General features: G+C 53.7%; 15 protein-coding genes and 3 pseudogenes. 5 read left to right on the forward strand and 13 right to left on the reverse strand.

Annotated features, from left to right (window positions below):
* Positions 1 to 223: 223 nt before the first annotated feature.
* The 9 genes and pseudogenes from U3654_RS12955 to U3654_RS12995 form a co-directional block, all read right to left on the reverse strand.
* Complete coding sequence (locus U3654_RS12955) at positions 224 to 2,359, reverse strand: biotin/lipoyl-binding protein (protein WP_324751966.1); 2,136 nt, start codon at positions 2,357 to 2,359, stop codon at positions 224 to 226.
* 3 nt (positions 2,360 to 2,362) lie between these two features.
* Entirely contained in the window at positions 2,363 to 3,658 is a 1,296-nt protein-coding gene (locus U3654_RS12960; RefSeq protein ID WP_324755285.1) for an efflux RND transporter periplasmic adaptor subunit, read from the reverse strand.
* Positions 3,659 to 3,768: 110 nt separating this feature from the next.
* Complete coding sequence (locus tag U3654_RS12965; protein WP_416384514.1) at positions 3,769 to 4,527, reverse strand: efflux RND transporter periplasmic adaptor subunit; 759 nt, start codon at positions 4,525 to 4,527, stop codon at positions 3,769 to 3,771.
* A gap of 128 nt (positions 4,528 to 4,655) precedes the next feature.
* Positions 4,656 to 4,976 (reverse strand): annotated as a pseudogene (locus U3654_RS12970) (IS6 family transposase); the annotation flags it as partial.
* A 527-nt stretch (positions 4,977 to 5,503) separates the two neighbouring features.
* The gene (locus tag U3654_RS12975) at positions 5,504 to 5,914 is read right to left on the reverse strand and encodes a response regulator (protein ID WP_324751968.1); all 411 of its coding nucleotides are present in this window, start codon (positions 5,912 to 5,914) and stop codon (positions 5,504 to 5,506) included.
* A gap of 874 nt (positions 5,915 to 6,788) precedes the next feature.
* The gene (locus tag U3654_RS12980) at positions 6,789 to 8,177 is read right to left on the reverse strand and encodes a sensor histidine kinase (protein WP_324751969.1); all 1,389 of its coding nucleotides are present in this window, start codon (positions 8,175 to 8,177) and stop codon (positions 6,789 to 6,791) included.
* Positions 8,174 to 8,653: a molybdopterin-dependent oxidoreductase gene (locus U3654_RS12985; RefSeq protein WP_324751970.1), complete on the reverse strand. Its 480-nt coding sequence runs from the start codon at positions 8,651 to 8,653 to the stop codon at positions 8,174 to 8,176. Before U3654_RS12985 ends, U3654_RS12980 begins: the two co-directional genes overlap by 4 nt.
* A 325-nt stretch (positions 8,654 to 8,978) precedes the next feature.
* Complete coding sequence (locus tag U3654_RS12990; RefSeq protein WP_324751971.1) at positions 8,979 to 9,329, reverse strand: Hpt domain-containing protein; 351 nt, start codon at positions 9,327 to 9,329, stop codon at positions 8,979 to 8,981.
* A gap of 20 nt (positions 9,330 to 9,349) precedes the next feature.
* Positions 9,350 to 10,333 (reverse strand): response regulator, encoded by a 984-nt coding sequence (locus U3654_RS12995; protein ID WP_324751972.1) that lies wholly within the window; start codon positions 10,331 to 10,333, stop codon positions 9,350 to 9,352.
* Positions 10,334 to 10,548: 215 nt separating this feature from the next.
* Here U3654_RS12995 and U3654_RS13000 point away from each other — a divergent pair, with 215 nt between their 5' ends.
* The 3 genes and pseudogenes from U3654_RS13000 (at position 10,549) to U3654_RS13010 (ending at position 14,154) form a co-directional block, all read left to right on the forward strand.
* A complete protein-coding gene (locus U3654_RS13000) occupies positions 10,549 to 11,790 on the forward strand; it encodes a response regulator transcription factor (protein WP_324751973.1) in 1,242 nt (413 codons plus the stop codon).
* A gap of 143 nt (positions 11,791 to 11,933) precedes the next feature.
* Positions 11,934 to 12,766 (forward strand): annotated as a pseudogene (locus U3654_RS13005) (IS3 family transposase).
* 611 nt (positions 12,767 to 13,377) lie between these two features.
* Positions 13,378 to 14,154, forward strand: coding sequence for a sulfotransferase family 2 domain-containing protein (locus U3654_RS13010; protein WP_324751974.1), 777 nt, complete (start codon positions 13,378 to 13,380; stop codon positions 14,152 to 14,154).
* Positions 14,155 to 15,182: 1,028 nt separating this feature from the next.
* Here U3654_RS13010 and U3654_RS13015 read toward each other — a convergent pair.
* Positions 15,183 to 15,677, reverse strand: a pseudogene (locus tag U3654_RS13015) (transposase); the annotation flags it as partial.
* Between the two features lie 288 nt (positions 15,678 to 15,965).
* Complete coding sequence (locus U3654_RS13020; protein ID WP_324751975.1) at positions 15,966 to 16,361, reverse strand: thermonuclease family protein; 396 nt, start codon at positions 16,359 to 16,361, stop codon at positions 15,966 to 15,968.
* 306 nt (positions 16,362 to 16,667) lie between these two features.
* Between U3654_RS13020 and U3654_RS13025 the strand changes: the two genes are divergently transcribed.
* Together U3654_RS13025 and U3654_RS13030 are read left to right on the forward strand one after the other, a co-directional pair.
* Positions 16,668 to 18,233 (forward strand): calcium-binding protein, encoded by a 1,566-nt coding sequence (locus U3654_RS13025; protein WP_324751976.1) that lies wholly within the window; start codon positions 16,668 to 16,670, stop codon positions 18,231 to 18,233.
* Between the two features lie 374 nt (positions 18,234 to 18,607).
* A protein-coding gene (locus tag U3654_RS13030) for an IS3 family transposase (protein WP_324751533.1) occupies positions 18,608 to 19,959 on the forward strand; the annotation gives its coding sequence in 2 pieces (ribosomal slippage) (positions 18,608 to 18,944 and positions 18,944 to 19,959; 1,353 coding nt in all).
* Positions 19,960 to 20,060: 101 nt separating this feature from the next.
* Here the strand turns inward: U3654_RS13030 and U3654_RS13035 are convergent.
* The gene (locus U3654_RS13035; RefSeq protein WP_324751977.1) at positions 20,061 to 20,828 is read right to left on the reverse strand and encodes a glutaredoxin family protein; all 768 of its coding nucleotides are present in this window, start codon (positions 20,826 to 20,828) and stop codon (positions 20,061 to 20,063) included.
* A 30-nt stretch (positions 20,829 to 20,858) separates the two neighbouring features.
* A complete protein-coding gene (locus U3654_RS13040; protein ID WP_324751978.1) occupies positions 20,859 to 21,731 on the reverse strand; it encodes a DUF305 domain-containing protein in 873 nt (290 codons plus the stop codon).
* Positions 21,732 to 21,872 lie beyond the last annotated feature (141 nt).

Below are 21,872 nucleotides of genomic sequence, written 5' to 3' on the forward strand. Positions count from 1 at the left end.
AACACGGCGTCATAGGTCGCGCTTGTCTCATGTCATTCGCTGAAAATATGCTCAGCAGACCCTGTTGGGGGCGTGTTCAAGGAGGCGGTCACCCTCATGCGACCTTTGATAGAACTGTTAACGCGGAAGACTGATTCTGGTCCACCTACCCGGCGGGACAAACGCACTGAAAGCTATCTATGTCGCACAAATGCCACTGCCACTCACGCCGCGCGCTGCAACGTCATAAATCAGCCTCGCGTATCAACACGCGAGCGACGCGGCGAAAGGTTCTGAGAGCAAAGGACTCCGGCTTGGTTCGCAGGACCACCACGCCGGGCTGGATTGTGTCGAGCCCGGAAGCCGCCGAAAGCGCGCCGGAAACCTTTGCATCGAGCGGATACCAGACACCCTTCGGGCGACTCACATCCGGATCGCCGTCAAGGACCGGAATTTCACCTCCATTGAGCGCCGAGAGATAGCCATCGGGCAAACGGGTAACGCTGAAATCCGCCACCGAGATATCTTGTAGCGGGAACTTCGGTATGCGCAATTCATCCGCAATGAACTTACCGGCCCTCTCATGATCGATGCGCATCAGATCGCCCTCCCGGATGAAGCCGCGGACAATAAAACCACCGGGATTGACGATACGGCCGAGAAATCGCTTTCGCCCGAACCATGTGCCCGGCTCCCGGTCTGGAATGAGGTCGCGCAGGATGCCGTCCAGTGGCGCGCGCACCTGCAGCTCCGACTGCCGGTCCTTCAGCGCGGACATGGCTTCGCGCTCCTGTTCGATTTGCCGTTCGATAATTACCCGTGACGCACGCTCTACCGCATCACCGGCACCAGCCCGCAGACGGGCTTCGTTCAGGGCAATCCGCTGTTGCGCTTGCAGAATCGTCATTGGCAGTTCGGGATCCTCGAACGAGAACAGCAGATCACCAGAGCGCACCGCCTGCCCATCGGTCACAAAGACCTCCTTCAGGCGACCATCGATCGACGAATAGATCGCCTGCTGGCGGGCCTCATCCAATACCGCAGGCACCTGTATGCGTCCTGACATCGGAATGACAGCAAGCGCACCGAGAAGTGTCACGACTACAAACGTGCACCAGCTACGGAGGGACCAAAGAATTCGCTCGCGCATATCAATCCAGACCTTAATTTCGCGCAGCACCGGCGTTGCGATGAAGAACATGATTTCCGCAAGGAAAAGGATAATTCCCAGCGCCTTGAATGTCAGGGCGTATACAATCAGCGCGATCGACAGGAACAGGAAGAACCGATAGATCCAGGTCGCATAGCTGTAAGCAACCATGAATATGCGCATCGGCCGTGACAGTTTTTCGGGCGGCGCCGCGCCGATGCCGAAAAGTAATTCCCGCAACGCCCATCTGCCCATCATAAACGAGCGTGGCTGCAGATTGTGAACCCCCAGCGAATCGGCCAGCAGGTAATACCCGTCAAACCGCATCAGGGGGTTCAGGTTCACCAGCAGTGAAAAGACCCAACTGACGGTGGCGACGGCAAAGGCCGCATTGCGTGCCGGTCCATCCGGCAGGAAGCACCACAAAAGGGTCGCATAGATCGCCAGCGTCAGTTCGACCATGATTCCGCCCAAGTCCACCATCACCCGGTCGCGCCGCTTGCGCAGCCGCCACGCGTCGGTTGTGTCAGTATAAAGCAGCGGAAACATGACGATAAAGGCGACGCCCATAACTGGGACGCGAAGCCCCCGCGCCACGGCCTGATAGGCATGACCCAGTTCATGCAGGATCTTCACGAATATCAACGCAATCGCATATGTCATCGCGCCGGTCAGCGAAAAGGCCCCCTGAAAGTGGGCCTGCAAATCGGAAAACTGACGGCTGGCCAGGTAAAGGGCCAAGACCAGCACCATAGCTGTCAACGCCGCAAAGCCCCGACTGAAAAGCGGGCGCACCAGCGGCCAGGTCGCTATCAGAAACGCGTTTGGACGCAGAAGTGGCATGCGAAAGAAAATATAGCGATGCAGCGCCCATTTGATCGGTGAGCTTCGCTGTGCCTCGGCGCGGCGCGCGAAGCTCTTTGCGACGCCAGGTCCTCTTTCGGCCAGAAGGTCGCTCGTCTTCAGGAACTCACGGACCGCCCGCACTTCCTGCTCGCCAACCTGAAGGGCGCGTTTCGCCTTCAGCTCCGAATGCAGGCGCGCCACCGTGCCCGACGACCAGCTGGAGATCATTTCTATCGTGCGCTGTCCGACCTGAAAAAAGCGATGGCGGATCGGATCATAGATAACCCAGCTGGGTGCGCCATTCAGAAGCGGCGCGCCAGGTGAGATGCTGAGATCCTCGCGAAGCGGCGGCAGCGCGACATCGTCCGGCTGTGCGGCCTGCATGGGCTACACCCCGAAGGTCTGGCGCAACCAGCTGAGCGGTCGGCGAAAAATGATGAAATGGATGCTGTGATACTGGCCATAGAGCTGTGCGGTTCCATAGGCTCCGATGCGGACCTCCTGCAACTCGGGATCATCCTGCATGCGCGCCGCGAGCGTATAGGCAAAGCTGCCGTCCGGCTGCGTAACGGCGCGATAACTCGTTCGCGACAGGGTCGCCTTGATGGGGCTGAGAGGATCACTGTCGAGGAAAACCCGAACCTTGCTGCCTTCGTAGAGATTGATGTTGTCGATCACCGGCAGCCGGATCGTGAATTCCAAACTGTCGGGCGAGACAACCTCCATGAGCCTCTCACCGACGCTGACGGGGCGACCGGTGAGGGCTTGCGGGTCGTCAAATACGGCGATGCCATCTATCTTGGTCACGATTTCTGTTCGAGCCAACCGTTCCTGCGCCAGTTCCCGTTCAGATTGGGCCAAGGCAAATTCCGCCGCCGCTACTTTCAGTTCACGTGCTGCGGTGGGATCGGCAAAAGATGCGTTCTGCAACTGCGACAGCCGGGCATCGGCCACCGTGACTTTCCTCTCGGCAATTGCAAGCGCGTTGCGCAATTCCGTATCTTCCAGTCGAGCCAGGACCATTCCGGCCGTGACAGGCTGGTTCGGCGTGACCTCGATGCTGTCGATCACACCCTCCATCGGAACCGAAATGGCGACACTGTGTCGGCCGCTGACCTCCGCGGGGGCGAGAACCGTCAAGGGTGCCTGCCAGAAGCCCGCTGCAAACAAGAGAAGCAGGACAATCGGCATGACGATCCGGCCAGGCAACCAGCGCCGACGAGTCAGCGCCCGGCCCTTGAGCGCCCACCAAGCATGAGCCCCCGCTTCTGCAACGCGCTCAAGCAGCGGGACGGCACCGTCGGACCATTCATTTTCATGGAGAATGAGCAGACCGGCAAAAGCAGTGCCCTCGCGCGTCTTGAGCGGCATCCAGACGGCATTGAGGAACATGTGCTGGCACAGGGCATCCAGACGGTCATCCGCATCCAGTCGAAGGCGCTGCACCTTGCCGTCATCCGGGCCTTTCGAGAGGTTCGATACCAGTTGCTGGATCTGCCGGTTGATCGGTGCGTTGCGATCGAAATTCGTCACCGATGAGACCGCTTCCAGCGACCAATTTCGGCGCTTGCGCAACACGAACGCCTGACGGAAACCGAGGACCGAACGTGTCTCGTTGGCCAGATAGTAGATCAGCTCACGCTCGGTTTCGACCCGCCGCAGATCAGCATCCAGCTGCAACACTTTCAGCAAGGCCGCGGTCTCGGTCGATGATCTTTGCGGCGCCCCGTCTGCAGGGTCGCGGAGCTTGGTAAAGGTCCCGCTATCAGGCCTCGACTGCTTTGGCTGGTCATTCATTCAAAACTTGCCCGTCCGGACATTCCCGGGAGGATGCCTTGGGCGCTGCCTTCGAAAGTCGCCGTCAGTCTGATTGTTGAACTGACCGGATCGACCGTTGCGCCGATGCCCGTGATCCGGATCTGATGACTGCCTGTCGCCTCGTCAAAGCGCACATTGCCAGTCGAGCCGACTTCGATTCGACGCAACCAGACCGACGGCGCGCTGATCTCCACCTCGGGGCGTTCCGTCGAAACAATGCTCAACAAGGGTTGTGAGGGTTCGACATACTCGAATTCGTTGACCGGAATCTCGACGATGCGTCCGTCAAAAGGCGCCTTGATCTCGCAGCCCTCGACGACGGCTTTGGCCAAGCGCCGGCGTGCGCGCGCGGCTGCTGCCTGGGCCTTTGCGACATCGACTTGAACGCGGCCCAGCCCGCCACGCGCAAGCAATGCCTCGCGCGCATCGAAATCAGCGCGGGCAGCTTGATAATCGGCCGCCGCCGCCTCGGCCTGAGCGCGCTGCAAAACACAATCCAGCGTTGCCAGAATGTCGCCTTTCGAAAAGGCGCTGCCCTCTTTGAATGGCAAGGACACAATCGTTCCGGCCAGACTGCTGGAAAATTCGGCTTTCGCTTTCGCGCGCACCACGGACGGTGCCGACATGCTCACGTCCTGCGCCGACGCGGAAATAGACGACAAGGGAGCAGATAGCGCGAAAACTGCAATGATAATGCGTGTGCGCCACCAGCCTTCGCGTGAACAACCGGTCATTTTCTGCCTTTCGCTCCGCTCTGCCCTCCAGCGTTGCGGCTACCACAAGTTCGTAGCCAGCACAAAAGGATAATCAGACGAGACCATGATAAGTGAATTGATTGCGAGGCGGATCCTTCGCTGAAAGCTAGGACTTCGCCTTCATAATCGACCGCCCGCCAAAGATAGTGTCTCTCACCGTTGATCTTCACGAACATTTCGTCCAGATGCCAGCGCCATCGGCTGGATTTCATTGCGGCAATCCGCCGTTTTTGGATCTCCGCGGCAAACATCGGACCGAACCGATGCCACCAGTATCTCACAGCTTCATGGCTGACATCGATGCCGCGTTCGTGCAGCAGATCTTCCACATTGCGAAGGGACAGCGGGAACCGAACAGACAGCATCACAGCCACGCGAATGATCTCGGGGCTAGTTTTAAAATACCTAAAAGGGGAGCGTTTTGTCATTCAGAAAGGTTACGAAACCACCCTGCCCGCCTCAAAGCCATTTTCTCTGACAAGATCCTTCGGGCTTCTCTCGCTTTCCAGCCATTCTGTGGTCCTCCTGAAAACGGGATAATCATACCCCAATTGGTGGACCACTTCAGAGGGGGCATTTCAACGGATTGCAGACAGATTGCGTTCCCTCTCTACGCCCGCGAATTCTCCTAGGATATCAATCGGCAACGAATTTTGACACCCTATCGGCGCGCAAAATTGAAAGACGCCTTACGAAGTGCTCAGAGAAAAGTTATGATCAATAAACGGTATGTCCCGCGAGCAACTGCACCTTACACCTTCATTTTCATGCAATCTACTGCCGCGAGTTCAAATTGGGGAGAACTGGCGAGCAAACCAAATTCGCCCATGGCGTGCAGGAGGTCAGGGGTTAGATTCCCCTCGGATCAACATAGATATTGGAAATATTCACTGCTTTTATAGTTGCTTATGAAGTATTCAATTGCCTCAGATCGATCTGTGATGGCAACAGTCCCTCACACCGCAGAATCGCTAACTTCATCAACCTCCTGCTGCCTCAACCCATCTAGGATTTCTCGAATTGTGTGCCCTAAGGACATGGGGTCAAAAGGTTTGCTGATAACATCAACCGCACCCGCTCTGAGCAGTCCATCGATATCGATCTGCTGTGTGCGTGCAGTCATGAAAATTGCCGGCACATTTGCAACCGACGGCAATTGCCGCATGCGCTCAAGTGTCTGCGGACCTGTCATACCAGGCATCATTACGTCCAGTAAAATTACATCAGGCCTGAATGTCTCGGCTTGCTTCAGGGCCTCTTCGCCAGACTTGGATTGCATGACCAGAAATTCTCCCGAGAGCGCAAGTGCCATCTGGGAAATTTCTCGGATGTCTGCGTCATCCTCAACATGAAGTACCTTGATCATTTCGGACTTTCTTTAACTTCCGGTACATAGTTCGGTTGGCTGATCCCCAAGGTGGAGCGCCCCCATCGGGTGGTCCAGTTTGAATGTTAACGCATGGTCGCTCTCTGGTCTATCGGCATAATGCTTGTTGGTGCCGGTGGGTTTCGGAGACCAAATGAACCTTCACCGCGTCCGGCCAGCGCCGATTACCGTCAGAACCATCCAAAATCTCATGGCCCGCAATGGACTCCAAACGCAGCTCCCGATGTACTCCCACCGCAATCTCCTCGGCAAATCTATATTGCAGAGAGACTCGCAGATATGAGCGCGGTGCGGAAGGTGGGACCTAAGCAGCCGTTGCGGAGCAAACGATACCCTCGCGCACCACAATGCCAACGTCGACCGGGGTGCGGCTGCGGCCCTCTGCCCGCGCAAGAACGCTCAGCTATGGAGGCCCGCCACCGCTGGCGCGGTCGCGAGAACCGAAGCGCTCCGCACGTCAAATGCTTGGGCACTGCACTCCGGCGGAATCGGAGCGGCTACCACCCCCGAAGGCGCGTGGGAAAAGGATAGTATGGGCACTGAGGTCCAGCGCCTCATGGCGCGAGGCTTCGGCCGTCAGATCGCGTCTCATCGCCGTCTTGAGCGGATAAATCCCGCTCGGGATGTCAGTCATAGTGGCGCTGGGTAAGTCTTTCTGGAGAAAGGGGCGCCTCAGCTACTAGCCAATTTGTGCAACTGAGACGGAGCGAATAAACTTGCCAGTTCGTTGACCGTCTTCCCGCCGTTCAGCATCTCCAACGCGACCTCGCCCCCGAACTGAGGGTGATGGCGCTTCCGTTTCAATTATTTTGATCACTTTCATTGTGTAGAACAACAAACAACACATCGCAGCTTACGCCAGCGTCCGAATTTCCGAAGGTAGCACACCGCTAGCCTGAGGAAAGCTAATGTAGAAGGTACTCCCTTCACCCAGCCTACTTTCTAAGGATATTTCGGCATGATGCGCCTCGACAATTGCCTTCACTATACTCAAGCCGAGTCCCGTACCTCCGCGTTCTCGCCTATCAGTCGAATCCACTTGCTGAAATCTTTCAAAAATGCGCAATTGATCCTCTTGCGGAATACCTCGCCCATCATCTTTCACCGCGACGACGGCATGCCCGGCCTCGATTGTAAGGCTAACTTGGACCTTACCTGCTTCTTTTGAAAATTTGATCGCATTCGACAAAAGATTTGTCATTACCTGATCAATTCTAGCGGGATCAGCGGTGATTCCTACGTTGGGCTCTATGCTGTCGGCATTTATTCCCACACCATATAAATCCGCGTAGGCTTGGTTGTTTTGCACACTGCGGTGCAGTAATTCCGAAAAATCGACCACCTGAAAGTCAAATTTCATCTTCCCGGAAGCGAATCTTTCTGTATCCAGAAGATCAGTCACAAGTTGCATAAGAACCCTACAATTGCGTTCCGCTATTTCAATTAGACGACTGACCTTTTCGGGTGTCTGCGTAAGAGTTCCACTCTTCAGCAGCGACAGCGAGGCACTAATGGACGTCAGCGGTGTGCGTAGCTCATGATTCATCACCGAGATGAATTGGGATTTGGCAATGTCAGCAGCATAGGCATCTTGCAGCAAGGCCTCCTTCTCGATGAGGGCGCGCCGCGTCAGAACACTATCCAAGGCGAAAACGAGAAACAGCAGACCAGCCACGCTCGTGATCGTCAGACTAATGTATAAAATAGTCTTAGCACTGCCGAGCACACTTAAACGAAAATCATTGGATTCCAATACGGATACTTTCACTACTTCAAGTGTAGTATCTCTTACATCATCATTAAATTGGTTAAAAATCTCAAAAATCTCGAGCGCGTTACCTTTTCCTTCAGGGCCAGTGCCAAGCGCAGCGACACGACTGTCACTGGCAACTAATGCTGCCATCAATCTTTCATAGACTTTCATATCGACACCGTATTCCACCAATGTGTCGCGTATGGCGCTGACCTCCATTTGGACGAGCCGGCTCCAAAGAATATCAAATGCCCGATGTACGTCATTGGCATCGCGCTGCGCATGAGAAAATTGAAGCAGCGAATTTTCCAATCTCAACACGTCAAATTCGACATTTGTCACGTACCAGTCGGGCCCGCCCGACAAGGTATTCCCGTCCATTCGCTTCATTTGCTGGCGCACGTCGATAAGACTAAAACCAGCAACTACAAGTCCGACAACGATCGTTATTAAAATAATCCACCTGTAGCGCAAAGCATTAATAGTCATTCGACTTCGATATCGATGAGCTGCCAAATCATGCGGTTGTTATAGATCTGTGCGCGCAGTTCTGGATGGTCAGAAACTGGGTAGATGACCCAGAGCGGTCCGTTTTCCCGGATTGACATGGGAGCACCTCTTTTTTCCAAAGCGACAATCACGTCATAGTTCATCACGTCGGTGATCGGTATCTCGGTTTGAAAATTGTTGAGCGCTGTCAGTTTCAATTCGGCGTTCTCGGAGAGTGACAAAGGAGCGAGCACGTCTCGCAAGAGCGGACCGGAAAACTGGGTCGGCGTTTTGACGAAATCATTGACAGTGTCATAAACGATCTGATCCAGAGCTTTTAGGTCATCAAGGCTATACAAGATGACCTCCTGTGCGCCGGAGGCATCCTTACCGGTAACAGTGAGCACCGTTTCAGAGATGGCTTGTGACGCGTACAAAGAGAGAATAACAACGCTCAACAGCTTAGAGATATTCATGCTTTTCACCTTTCAAAATTATCAATTCGTAGGGGTGCTGGACCAACAGGCCGGTTTGTCAGCTTCGACCTGTTCTCAGCACTCGGAATTTTATTTTTCCTACAGTAGTTGAACTCTTCTGAAAATGGGAGATTCCTGTCTCAGTGAGTGTGGTGGGTTGACATGTTGGTTTGGGCCTCGCATCCCGATGAATATGCTGGGCTGATCCCTGCGGAAATGGTCGTGGCCGAAGATGTTGCAGCCTAGACCCATGTGCTCAATCTCCTGCAGTGGCTGATCGAAAGACAGACGACCGACGGGGCCGGACACCGACACGCCGGAGGCGCTAGGTGCAGTCTCCTTTCTCGGGCGCCAGCTCCATATCCGATATCATACGGTCGATCCGGTCCAACAGTGCTGGATCAGGCGCCGTTGGCCAAACCTTGATTTGATCGATGGCGTCATCTATTGCGGAAGCACTAGCCCCGAGGCCCGGAAACCCAAGTATTGCCGCCGTGCCTGCGATCTTGTGGCTTATCTGCCCGATTTCCTTCAGTGCCTCGGCGCATAGCGGCAAATTAAGCAGTTGCGAGCGCAGTTCTATCAATCTGGCGCGTCTTACCCGCAACTCAGCGACAAAGCGTACGCGGACTCTGGCGAGCCCGTTGGACATGCCGCCAGCGTTAGATGGGGTCATTCAATGTGTCTCCGCTCTGGTCAATAACCCAATAGACTTTTCAACTGCCAAGAGGTGGCCACTTTCCTGACGGACGGCGCCCTGCTAACCGCCTCGGCATCTGCCAGAGCGCGCGTTAGAGCGATGACGACCCCCCTGCCCGATTTGAACTGCAAAGAGCAAGCATCGCCGACGACCGGTATCACGATCAAAGGGCGACCGTCACAGAAATGCAGATCCATCTCGCGAACCTTGTTGGCAACGGTGATTTCGAAGACTGCCGCGTCAAACGCTTCGCCTTCACTTAGGACACAAGCGAAATGACCTCCGCCCGCGTGTGAAAGGAAAAAACCCCGCGGTTTCAGGCAATCGGAAATTGCCTCAGCAACATCGGTGATCGCTGACTCGTACTCGTAAAGGCTTCTGGATTGGAAGATTCGATGAACATCGGGAAAGACGATGCCAACGGCGCTCATTCCGAGCAGTGAAATTTTCGAAACCTGAAGAAGATAGTTTTCCAGCGCCAGATACTCAATGCAGCCGTCAATGTCCGACAGCGCCAGACGCTTATCAAGGTCAGCCAGCGTAACAACCGAACTTGCTTCGCGCGCCATTTCAACCGGATTGCGATCCTCTTTCTGACGACGGCCCTTCAAAAGTTCTTCGATCAGGCGGAGTCGCGCGTGGACCTCATCAATCTCGAAAGGCTTCGTGATGTAGTCGCTCGCCCCAGCCGAAAAGGCACTGTCGATATAGGACCGATCTGACATCGCCGTGATCATCAGAATCGGCGTTGTCGCGTACTGCGGCATCTTACGCACAATCGACGTGAGTTGAATGCCATCCATGTTTGGCATCTGGATATCCAGCAAAAGACAATCGAACGGGATGTCTGCCTCTGCGACCACATCCAATGCTTCATATGCAGATGCGCATAAGGTTAAATTGGTGAACCCTACAACCCCCGCAATCTCTGTCAGAAGCTCCAGTATGATAGGATCGTCATCTACAGCAAGAATCTTCAATGCAAAAGCCCCTTCATGTAGACACAACCTCTATCTAACACCAGAATACCCGTCAAGCGTGTGCTTCTCTTCTGAGTCTTTGTTGCCACAATAGTAAAAACTTGCCGAATGCCGGAAAACATTTACCTTCATGTCGAAGCTAATGAGGTATTCGGAAACCCGCTGTTCATCCGTGGGTTGTATATCCAGATAAGCGACGCATAGGAGGTGCGCATATGATAGTCGGATACGTCCTAATCGGAGCCTTAGCCGGTCTACTCGCATTCCTTGTCGCTATTCTCCTTGGGGCATCTTTTTGGCTTGCGTTTGGCCTCTACGCACTGGTGGGATCGGCGGTCGTGATCCTGCTGCCTGCTGTCCGCAGCGTAGCAGGCGTTTTTGTGCGTCACAACGAAGTTCCAACCGTCAAGGATGGTTGGAGCGATACGCGCAATCCCTGTTTGGCGAAACCCTCGGTCAGCAATCAGGACTCGGCAATCGAAACATCAATGACAATCCTTGCTGTCGATGACGACCCGCTCATCCTGGAACTCATACCGATGATCTCTGCCAAGGCAGGGTTTTCCCAAGTAATAACCGCTGCGTCTGGCGAGCAGGCACTGAAGCTATTGGCAAACTCCAGCATGATCTTCGATTGCCTCCTGCTCGATATCAGCATGCCCGGTATGAATGGTGTCGAACTCTGCCGACGTATTCGGCAGATACCACACTACCGCCAGACGCCGATCATCATGTTAACCGCGAAGAGGGACGCGACAAACATGGGCGACGCCTACCGAGCAGGTGTTACAGACTATACCACCAAACCATTTGATGTCGACGAGCTGGGCGTGCGGCTGAGGTTGGCGCAGGAAGCGGTCCATACACAAGGAGAGACGGGCGAAGCTAGGGTGGAAAGCACACGACACCACTGGAGTCCTACGCGTAACCGTAGATTCGAACTGCCTGACGGGCTACCCCTCGAATGTATCTCAAGCCTCGTCGATCATGCTGCCTTTTCGAATTATCTGACCAAACTGTCCCATAAAGAAGTGGCTGACATCCAAGTATTAGCAGTCAGTATCGATGGGATCGAAGCGCTTCAAATGCGATCTTCGCCTCAGCAGTTCGCCTCACTGCTCCAAGATTTTGCGGCAGTAGCGGCCGATTGTTTCGATGTCGATCAAACTATTATGACATACCTCAACAACGCGACCCTTTTGATCGCCACGAATTGTACAGCACCGCTGTCTCCAATCAATATAGAGATCGACATCGCGCGACGGCTTCTGCGCAGCCTTTCGGCCCACGGCTTAGACGAAAACACTGTGATAGACGTGTCGCTCGGGGGACCGGTACAGCTGCATTGCACAAAGGCCAATCGCGCCAGAATACTAATGGACCGCGCGATCGCCCTTGCGGAAAACAGATCGCTGGACAAAAACGGTGAACAAGTTGCCGGTTCATCCACTGGTTAGCTTTTTTACTGATTCGGGTGCTTCTCATCAATTTAAGGGCAAGATAGTATTGTTACGCAACTTGCACCTTAGCGATGACTTTGAGGTGCCCCTAGATTTGTAGACGCTTTGTTTGGTAATTTTGGAACCAAGGAGAGACGGATATGAGTAAGGGAATGCGGTTTACCGATGAGTTTAAGCAGGACGCTGTGGCGCAGGTTGTTGAGCGTGGATACGCAGTCAGCAAAGTGGCCGAGCGGTTGGGGATCAGCACGAAGTCGCTGTACACGTGGAAGACACAGTTTTCGAAGTCTCCACGTGTCAGATCTGAGGTGGCGGAACAGGCTGCTGAGATCAGGCGGTTGAAGCGTGAGCTGGCCCGGGTCACCGAGGAGCGCACAATCCTAAAAAAGGCGACTGCGTACTTCGCGCGCGAGTCTCAGTGAAGTACGCATTCATCGAGGCTAACCGAGCAGAGTTTTCGGTACGTTCGATGACCGATATAACCTACATACGGACGCACGAAGGATGGTCATATCTGGCCGTGGTGATTGATCTGTTCTCAAGGCGGGTTGTAGGGTGGTCAATGCTATCTCGTATGACGACTGACTTAGCTTTGCAGGCGTTGTTGGCTGACGTTTGGCGGCGCAAGCCAAAGCAAAAGGTTATGATCCACTCCGATCAAGGTTCCCAATTTACCGGCGCGGAGTGGCAATCGTTCCTCGGCAAACACAACTTGATCGCCAGTATGAGCCGCCGTGGAATGAGCCGCCGTGGAAATTGCCATGACAATGCCGTCGCCGAGAGCTTCTTTCAGCTAATGAAACGGGAGCGCATCAGGCGGCAGACGTACCTCACGCGCGACGCAGCAAGGCAGGATGTATTCGATTACATCGAGATGTTCTACAACCCAAACCGCAAGCACACGAATAACGGCATGCTATCGCCGGTTGACTATGAAACAGAACAGAAGAAAGTGAACGAGTCAGGTGTCTAGAAAACTAGGGGCACCTCAAGTCGCCGCGCGCAATATAGACCTCTATCAGTTCGACAAGAACCGCCCTTGAAATAGTTTCGCAGTCGCCTGGGCGCTTGACGCGGCAAAGTTTAAAACCAGCAGCGGCGGCATTCTACGCAATCTGCACTGCAAGAACAACATGGAGAAACGATGCTGGCAGGCTCCATCATTCTGTTGACTGAATTGCGTCGACAACTGATCTTTGCTGAATCTCAGGCACAGCTGGATTGGAAGCATAGCACTAAATCGCGGAAAACATCCTGATCATCTTGGGCCAAATAGAAGGAGAGGTCACACGCTGGAGATGATCTTTGACACGGTCCGCACCATTGGTGCCTGCAAGCTCTTTTCGCCTCATACGTTCTTCAACCTCCGAAACCACATATACCAAAGTCCAAGAAGCTAACATCTGATCAAGCGACATTGATATGGCTATGTGCTTGTCACAACCCATGGTTGCCAACGTGGTCGGAAGGATATATGTCAAGCGCAGTCCGTAGGTTGCGCTCACCCAAGCCTCAGCCATCATGTCTAATCCGCGGCCTAGCTGAGCTTCACCCTCACGTTAATTTTCAAAGAAGGCCAATTCTGTGCCACTCGCCAGGATAAACAATCGCTTGCTTCACTTAGTTCATATCCCGAAGACGGGGGGGGCCAGCATAACCGATTATATGAGAAAAAAAGGGAAAGTGGCCCTTTACTCAAGAGAAAAACTAGCATGGGCTCGGTCAACTCCACAGCATCTGGAGTTTGATGTCAGTAGGACGCTTGTACCCGAAGGTTTTGCTGATGTGTCCTTTGCAATAATGCGTGATCCCCTTGCAAGGTTATTAAGTGAATATCGCTATCGAGCTACAAGGCACAGCAACCAAAATACCGTTCTCGGGCATCTGACCGCCTTCGAAGGAATGAAGGTAGAGTTGGACTGGAATGAAGAGTTTCAAGGGACCTTTGATGAGTGGGTTGGCCTTGTCTTTGATAGATGCATCGAAGTCCCGCACGTCTGCGACAATCACATAAGACCGCAAACCGACTTTATTGGACCTAATATGAAGATCTTTCTTTTCGAGCGAGGCCTGCAGAAAGTATATAGATGGATCGATAAAATTACTGATACTCATGAGATTCTGTCCCCATTGGATTGGAATGAAAGCAGAAAGTTCGACGTTGAAGTACGCAGTAATACTAAAGCCAAAATCAGAAAATTCTATGAAAGTGATTACTTGGTGATCAAAACTCTTAAAAACACGCCTGACGATTATCAGATAATTAAAAACGCTGATGGACCGTCAAGTGGCGGTATATCTAGTGATTATGAACCTATCGCAAAAATTTTGAATGCTCTTGAGCATTCGACGCCATTGTGATCGTAATCAACCCACTAAATTTGGGTCAGGATTCATAGCCGGAACATGACGACAGCGGTGAGAGCGCAGGCAGGCAGCCGATCACTCGCGCATGTATGTCCGGCGTGGACATGGCCTGACAGAGTAGATTGCACATTAACCCGATGTTAACCACATCGGAGTATGGCGAACCTGAGCCTGACAATGAGGTATATTATTAAACGTTACCAATTTCGCGCAGGATGCATCTTGATGGGCTGGTGTCCGGTCGTCGCCTCACTTGAACTCAGAACTTCTGTTGGGACCGTCATGGAGCTAGAGAACGGCGATCTCGACGAGAAGCTATGGGGCCAAGTTGTTGATCGTGCAGATACAATCTTCCGGGCGCAGAGCCTCCCGCTCAATCTAAAAAAGGTCAACCTGTGCAAAATACGATAATCGGTTTGTCCGCCAGAGGCGACGTCCCATCGCCCGCCGTCATGGTCGCTGTACTGACGCCCAACCGGTTGAGGGCTCGCATCTGCATCCGGCAGGTTTCCTCGACGTCCACTGCGGTTATCACTTAAAGTTTTTGACGTGTGAATCAGACTGACTTTAGCAGGTGCAGAAAACAGAACGTCCCTCGTCTCGATTTTTGGGTCAAATCGCAGCGAAAGGCCAGATTAAAATCAGCTAGGATGGGCCGGTTTGAACGACCGCTTCGTTGAGATATGCTGCATTACTAAACGAGAGACACTGCGCGTGCGAGGCCTTTCTGCGTGAGCAATCGTCGCGTCTGCACAAGTCCGCTTCGTCCCGAACTGTGTGAGTTGATTGCTTCTTGATTTGCTGCACGCTACCTGAGTGACCGCATTTGACCCTGCGATGCAACAGACATCTCGCGGCGGCGCAGCAGAGTTCCGCGCTGCGAGCGCACGCAGCAAGGTATTGGCACTTCTGCAATGGGCTCAGAGCCGCGTTGCGGCAGTGGGGCACGCATCCTAAGCGCCCTGGCCCGTCAGGTCGGCATGAACGGCCCAGAGCTGACGTCGGGACTGTCACTTGGTGCCGCGCCGCACCATCCCCGCCAGTCGACGCGATCCACGTCTCTTGGAAAAGCTGACAGGGGAGCTACCGATCCCTGCGTCATGGCACATCTCCGCACGTATCTCGGGATTATCCGGCGGACGATCACGCCGGACGGTTTCGGGATCAACACCGACAAGTCGGCAGGCCCGGCGCTGCGAGATATCGTGGTCACGCATCGCACGTAGCGCTGTCTCTCGCCGCTCAATCGGCGTTGTCAGTTCTTTCCCAGCAGATCCTTCAGAACAACGTTTCCAGCATCGCATCGGCCAGCAGGCGCTTCAGCTTGGCATTCTCGTCTGTCACAACGCGTAGCTTCGCGTCTTCCGACACCTCCATGCCCCCGTATTTGGATTTGAACTTGTAGAACGCCCCTTGGCTGAGGCCGTGCTTGCAAATACCTCCGCAGACGGCATCCCGGCTTCTTGCTCTTTGATCATCCCGACAATCTGCGCTTCGCTAAATCGTCTCTTTCGCATCAGTTTGCTCCGTCGAAAGGTTGGGCAAACTCTACGTCAAGGTGAGGGAAGTTTCGGGGGGCAGGTTAGCATCTGAAACGAAATCGCAGAACGGCGGCTACGCGCTACACCATATCCGATAGATGAAAATGCCGAGCAATGGACAACTGGCCGGTCTGGCAGAAGACGCGACACGGCGCTTGACTATCGCACGAAGGTCAGAAAATGGCTGTCGTCTAATTTCGCAACGTAACCTATTTAGCGTTGAGGTCGACTAAAGGTGGCACCTCAAGTTCTCGACATGGGATACTAATGACACCAGAATTCCGACCCATCTGGCCAATAGCGAGCAAGTCCTTCCCGCACCAGAATATCACCAACGTCTACGCCTACAACCCGTACAATTGCTAACGTTCTATTGTAACGATCCTTGCCATGGCGCTCTATGGTTATTCCATCTTGACTTAGTAATTGAACTAATCTCGCAGAAGCTTGATTTGCAAGGCGTACCTCCTTAGATCCTCCACAAATATTGGTTTGTGGTTCCGGAGTATCGTAGCCCATCATCCTAACCTTTTCACCTTCAAGCCAGATGGTGTCTCCATCCACTACGCAAGTATACCGTTGTCCAGTACCACACTTTTCGATTGCGAGTGCAGGTATAGGCAAGAGCGCCAAGGTTAAGGCGACTATTATTGTTTTCAAGATGCATCCTCCTGTTCAGCGTGAGCAGCCCCGCTTGGGCGGTCCAAGTTAGTGCTTGATTGGCCTTTGGTCCATCGGAACGATGGCTTCCTGGGCCGGTGGGCGGTGGCGCTTGTAGCTGATCAACGACGGTTGCATCCTCACCGACTAAGCCCAGTTCGTGACATCGCATATCGCCCGGCGTTTGAACAGAGAAATTCAACAATCTATGATTGTTTATATTACGCTATATTCTCGTTAAAGGTGTTGCAACTTCCTCCCTTTCACCACTAATCTGCATATTCAATGCGAAAGAGGAGGAATGAGATGGCAACAACAGGCGTGCGCATGGCGGGTGGATATCAATATCTCGCAGCGACAGGAACTGAGGGTCTCAGTGGTGGTGACGGCGATGATACAATTGAAGCGTCGGTAGCGGAAAGTGGGCAAGCCCATTTATTCGGTGAAATTGGGGACGACACATTCATTTTGGATCTGACCAACAACAGCGGTCGACAAGGCCATCATGCGTATGGTGGTGAAGGCTCGGATACGTTTAACTTTACGAACGCCCACTTAGTGACTTCGCCTGTGGTTGGTCGGCTAAACGATTTTGAGCCCAGCCGGGATGTTATCCAAATTGAAGGTCAAGCTATTGATTTGAACAATCTGCCCTTAACAATAGCGCTGCTAGATGGAAGCAGTGTTGTTGTTCGCATTGTCGAACACATCTCTAGCGGCTCTTCGAATAGTGCCGATGCATTGGGGTTAGGGCCGCAGCAATTTTTGCAGATCGGCGATAACGTATTCTATGCATTGGATGGCGCGCGAAATGGTGGAACAGAACACCATTTTATAAATGTTCCGAGCCCATCCGACCTCACAGAGGTTGCCTACCACAACGAAGTGAACTTCGTACCTTATGATTTCTATGTTGATTTGGATCTACGTATCCGGGTCGTCAAGCATAGTGATGATGGCTTTAACGGGTGGAGGATTTCAGAATATATTCGTGGTCATGTCAATGGAAATGTCGACGGAGAAGCAAGTGGTGCCCATGAAACTATTTTTGCGGATAATGGGAATGATATCGTCGATGGTGCGACCGGCGACGACTTGATCTATGGCGGTAATGGCAACGATCTGATTGCAGGCGGGATCGATCACGATACGTTGCACGGTGAGTCTGGAAACGACCGGCTTTGGGGTGGAAGTGGCAATGACTCCTTAATTGGGGGAGACGGAAATGACACATTGGACGGTGGGTCCGGAAGTGACACGCTTAAAGGTGGATCCGGCGACGATCACATCTTCGGCGGAAGCCAAGACGACTTGATCTACGGAGACAGTGGTGCAGACAGCCTGCTGGGAGGATCAGGTGACGACGAGCTACGCGGAGGAAGTGACAACGACACGCTTCACGGCGGGGATGGAGCCGATATCCTAAGGGGAGAAGACGGAGACGACCTGCTTTATGGCGAAGCTGGGGATGATGCGCTTTCGGGCGCCAATGGGAACGATACCATACTAGGCGGCGAGGGCGACGACGAAGTCTATGGCCGAGCCGATGATGACCTCCTAAAGGGCGATGAAGGAGACGATCTCATTCAAGGTGATGGCGGAAATGACACCCTTTGGGGAGGGAGCGGCGCCGACAGGTTCGTTTTTAAAGACGGTCACGGAAGCGATCACATTATGGATTTTGATGTAATGGAAATTGGGGAGGTTATCGATTTGTCCGATATTGCTAAAATTACCGGCTTTAGAGACTTGATCAAGAACCATGCAACTGATGTTGGTTCTGACGTCGTCATAGACACACGCGGCGGCAATCAGTTTATAATTGAAGATGTTCAATTGGCTGATCTCAGCGCGAACGACTTTCTATTCTGAAATGCTAGACCCGCTGAACCAAGACTTCGGGGAAACCAAAAATGTCGGTGTAGAGGTGGTTCGGTCTGATTGAACAGTTTCGAGACGCGCAATTGGAGCCTGCCGAGGCCGAGGATGCGTTTAAGGTGTGAGACGTGCATGTCGACCGTCTTTCGCAATCATAATGTCACCGCGTCTTCTTAATTTTAACGATGTTGCGGGGGATCAGACGATCATGCTGCCCCAATCACAACCCTTGTAGGCGCCAATACAACGGCCGTAGGTCGTCTTGGCGTACTAGCCAGCTGTCTGTCTGACGTCAGCGCCTGTGGGACAGATTTGAGGAATTGAACAACGGAGGATTTCTGGTTCATCGTAACCTTCATGGAGTGAAGATGAACAAGAAATCCGGAACGTCTAAGGACGCAGCTGACAAGCTGGTCAAGAACATCCGCCGCAAGACCCGTCAGACCTATTCGGCTGAGGAGAAGATCCGCATCGTCTTGGCGGGTCTGCGAGGCGAAGAGAGCATTTCGGTGCTCTGTCGCCGTGAAGGCATCGCCGAAAGCCTATATTACAGCTGGTCGAAGGAATTCCTTGAGGCTGGCAAGCGGCGATTGTCCGGCGACACGGCCCGGCAGGCAACGTCGCCAGAAGTCAAAGATCTGCGCTCGGAGTCACTTGCCCTGAAGGAATGCGTGGCAGACCTGACCCTTGAGAACCGTCTGCTCAAAAAAAGCATGACAGGGGCTGGGGAGGCAGAGAAATGAGGTATCCCGCGTCCGAGAAGCTGGAAATCATCCGAACGGTTGAAGGCTCACATCTACCGGCCAGGCAGACCCTCGACATGCTGGGCATCCCGCGCGCGACCTTCTACCGTTGGTATGATCGTTATGTCGACGGCGGCCTTGATGCCCTGGCGGACCACGCACCCCGTCCAGGTTCTGTCTGGAACCGTATTCCACAGGATCGGCGCGATGATTTGATCGAGTTCGCGCTGGAATTTGAGGCCCTGACGACACGGGAGCTGGCGGTGAAATACACCGACGAGAAGCGGTATTTTATATCTGAATCATCAGCATATCGTATTCTGAAGGAAGCTGACCTGATCACGGCGCCCGCGCATGTGGTGATCAAGGCGGCCGACGAGTTTAAAGACAAAACCACGGCAATCAACCAGATGTGGCAGACCGATTTCACCTACTTCAAGATCATCGGGTGGGGCTGGTATTACCTCAGCACGATCCTGGACGATTACAGCCGCTACATCATTGCGTGGAAGCTCTGCAGCACCATGCGTGCTGCCGATGTGACCGACACTATCGAGTTGGCTCTGGCGGAATCGGGTTGCGACCAGGCGGTCGTGCGCCACAAGCCGCGGCTGCTCAGCGACAACGGCTCATGCTATATCTCTGGCGATCTGGCCGATTGGCTGGAGGATCACAAAATGACGCACGTCCGCGGGGCGCCATTCCACCCACAGACACAAGGCAAGATCGAACGCTGGCACCAAACTATGAAGAACCGGGTTCTGCTGGAGAATTACTACCTGCCCGGCGATCTCGAGCAGCAGATCGGGGCCTTCGTCGAATATTACAATAACCAACGATACCACGAGAGTCTGAACAACGTCACACCCGCCGACGTCTACTTCGGCCGCGATAAAGCCATTCTCAGGGAAAGGGAGAAGATCAAGAAACAGACAATCCGACAGCGCCGCTTGCAACACCAGAAACAAGCCGCATAATCAATCACACGAACGAGCCAGAGCCTCCAATGCTCAAGCCGCTCTGATGTCCCATTTTATTTGACGACGGACAAATAGATCATTTATGATGCGCAGTGCCTCTACCAGTCGAGCAGATACACCTTCACCGGCATCCAAAGGCCCATTGCAATCATCATGAGGTTCTCAGTGAGAGATACAAAGCCAAGTGGGACATTGCTACTGCCCCCGACACAAGCGCATTTCAGGTCCCGCTTGTCGATGTAAACCGCTTTGGCCACTGATGCAGCGCCAATTGTTCCGATGAACAAGGCGACGGGTGCAGACAGCCAAGTAAGCGCCCCAGCGACCATCAGTATCCCGGCCAATGCCTCCCCGAAGGGATAGATGTAGCCATAACGCACCCAGCGACGGGCCAGCAGGTCATAGTTCAAGAACATCGTCGAAAAACTTTCGATGTCCTGCAACTTTTGCACCGCGAGGAAGCACATCGAGATCGCGATAAACCATTCAAAGGCACGAAGGGTGACGACGCTCTCAAAAGCGAACCAGGACAATCCGAGCGACATTAGAAATGCTACAGAAAAGATCGCTATCACAGGCTTGTAAGATGCATCCGAACGCTCGCTTTCTGGCTTATCGATGCCAAAATGGACCCGCAGGTCGTCATATCCTCCGATACGCTCGTTATTGATCCACGTTTGCGGTGTCGTCTCGACCCCGTGCCGTTTCATGAAGACGTCCGTCTCTTCTCTTGTGGTTAGATGGTGATCCTCCACCTCATACCCCTCACGATCAAGCAAGTCTTTTGACTTGAGGCCGTAGGGGCATAGGTGGTCAGGCATGACCATTCTGTAAAGCTGGGCTGTTTTAGCTGTATCTTGGGGCATGTCTCATCCTCCGCATCTGTTATCGGCACATCAGGTTCGGCAACGGTAGAAACCGCGATATCCAGCGCGCAACCCTGCATCGAGTTCGAGGACAAGGTTGGCCTTGGCCGGCGCGCTGTCGACGGAACCCAAGCTGTCGGCCCTGTCGGGCGCACTGATACGCATCGCAATGCCATCCGCCGTCAGCGTGCGCCCCGATTCATCAGCCTCCAGCCGGACCAGATCGCCGCTGAGCTTGACCAATGCCGCCGCAGTGCCATCCACCTGACCGATGACGACAGATGGAGGGCTTTGCGTGGTATAGCTGAAGGTACAGGCGGCACCATCTGGAAAGAGTTGTTTGATGTCCTCTTGGGTCACAAATTCGGGATCGACGATGGACACCTCCGCGGTCGCAAGCGCGTCTTGCAACGAGACGATCTTCGCGGGGCCACTCATGCTGTTCTCTGTGATTTTACCCGACGCTTCGATTTCATTGATGAGATAGCGCATCTCGGCGATCTCTTTGTCTTGCGCAAAGATGATCCCATCGGCCAGTTTGCGCACGCGCGCATCTTGGATATTGGCACGGCCCGACGTCATGATAGCAATGGAATGGTGCGGGATCATGGCACGCATATAGCTGGTGTCGCCCACAGTGATCTGGCTCCGCACCAACCAGAGCGAGCCAGCGAAGGCCACGGCAGCGCCCAGGACGATCGCCGCGTTGATGGCCTTGTTTGAATACATCGACAGCATGAAGCCCAGCATGATGATCGCCATCGTGGCACCCATCAGCACTGCCATATAGGCGCGGGTTTCGGACCAGAATATATGGTCCCAAAGAAAGGTGTTCAGATACATCAAAATGAACATCACGACCGTCGAGGTCGCAATCATGGCTGCAAATCTCCAGTATGACATGACAAATCCTTTCGACGTTGTATTAGGTCGTTGGGGCTGATGCCCAGAAAGTGAATGTGAAACCAGCTTCTAGCGCGGGAGGGTTCCACAGTTTCCGGCATTTTTTGTCACGCGAACTGGATCAGTGATTGCGCCGTGTTG

It is taken from the genome of Roseovarius sp. Pro17 (genome assembly GCF_035599575.1).
Classification (GTDB): domain Bacteria; phylum Pseudomonadota; class Alphaproteobacteria; order Rhodobacterales; family Rhodobacteraceae; genus Roseovarius.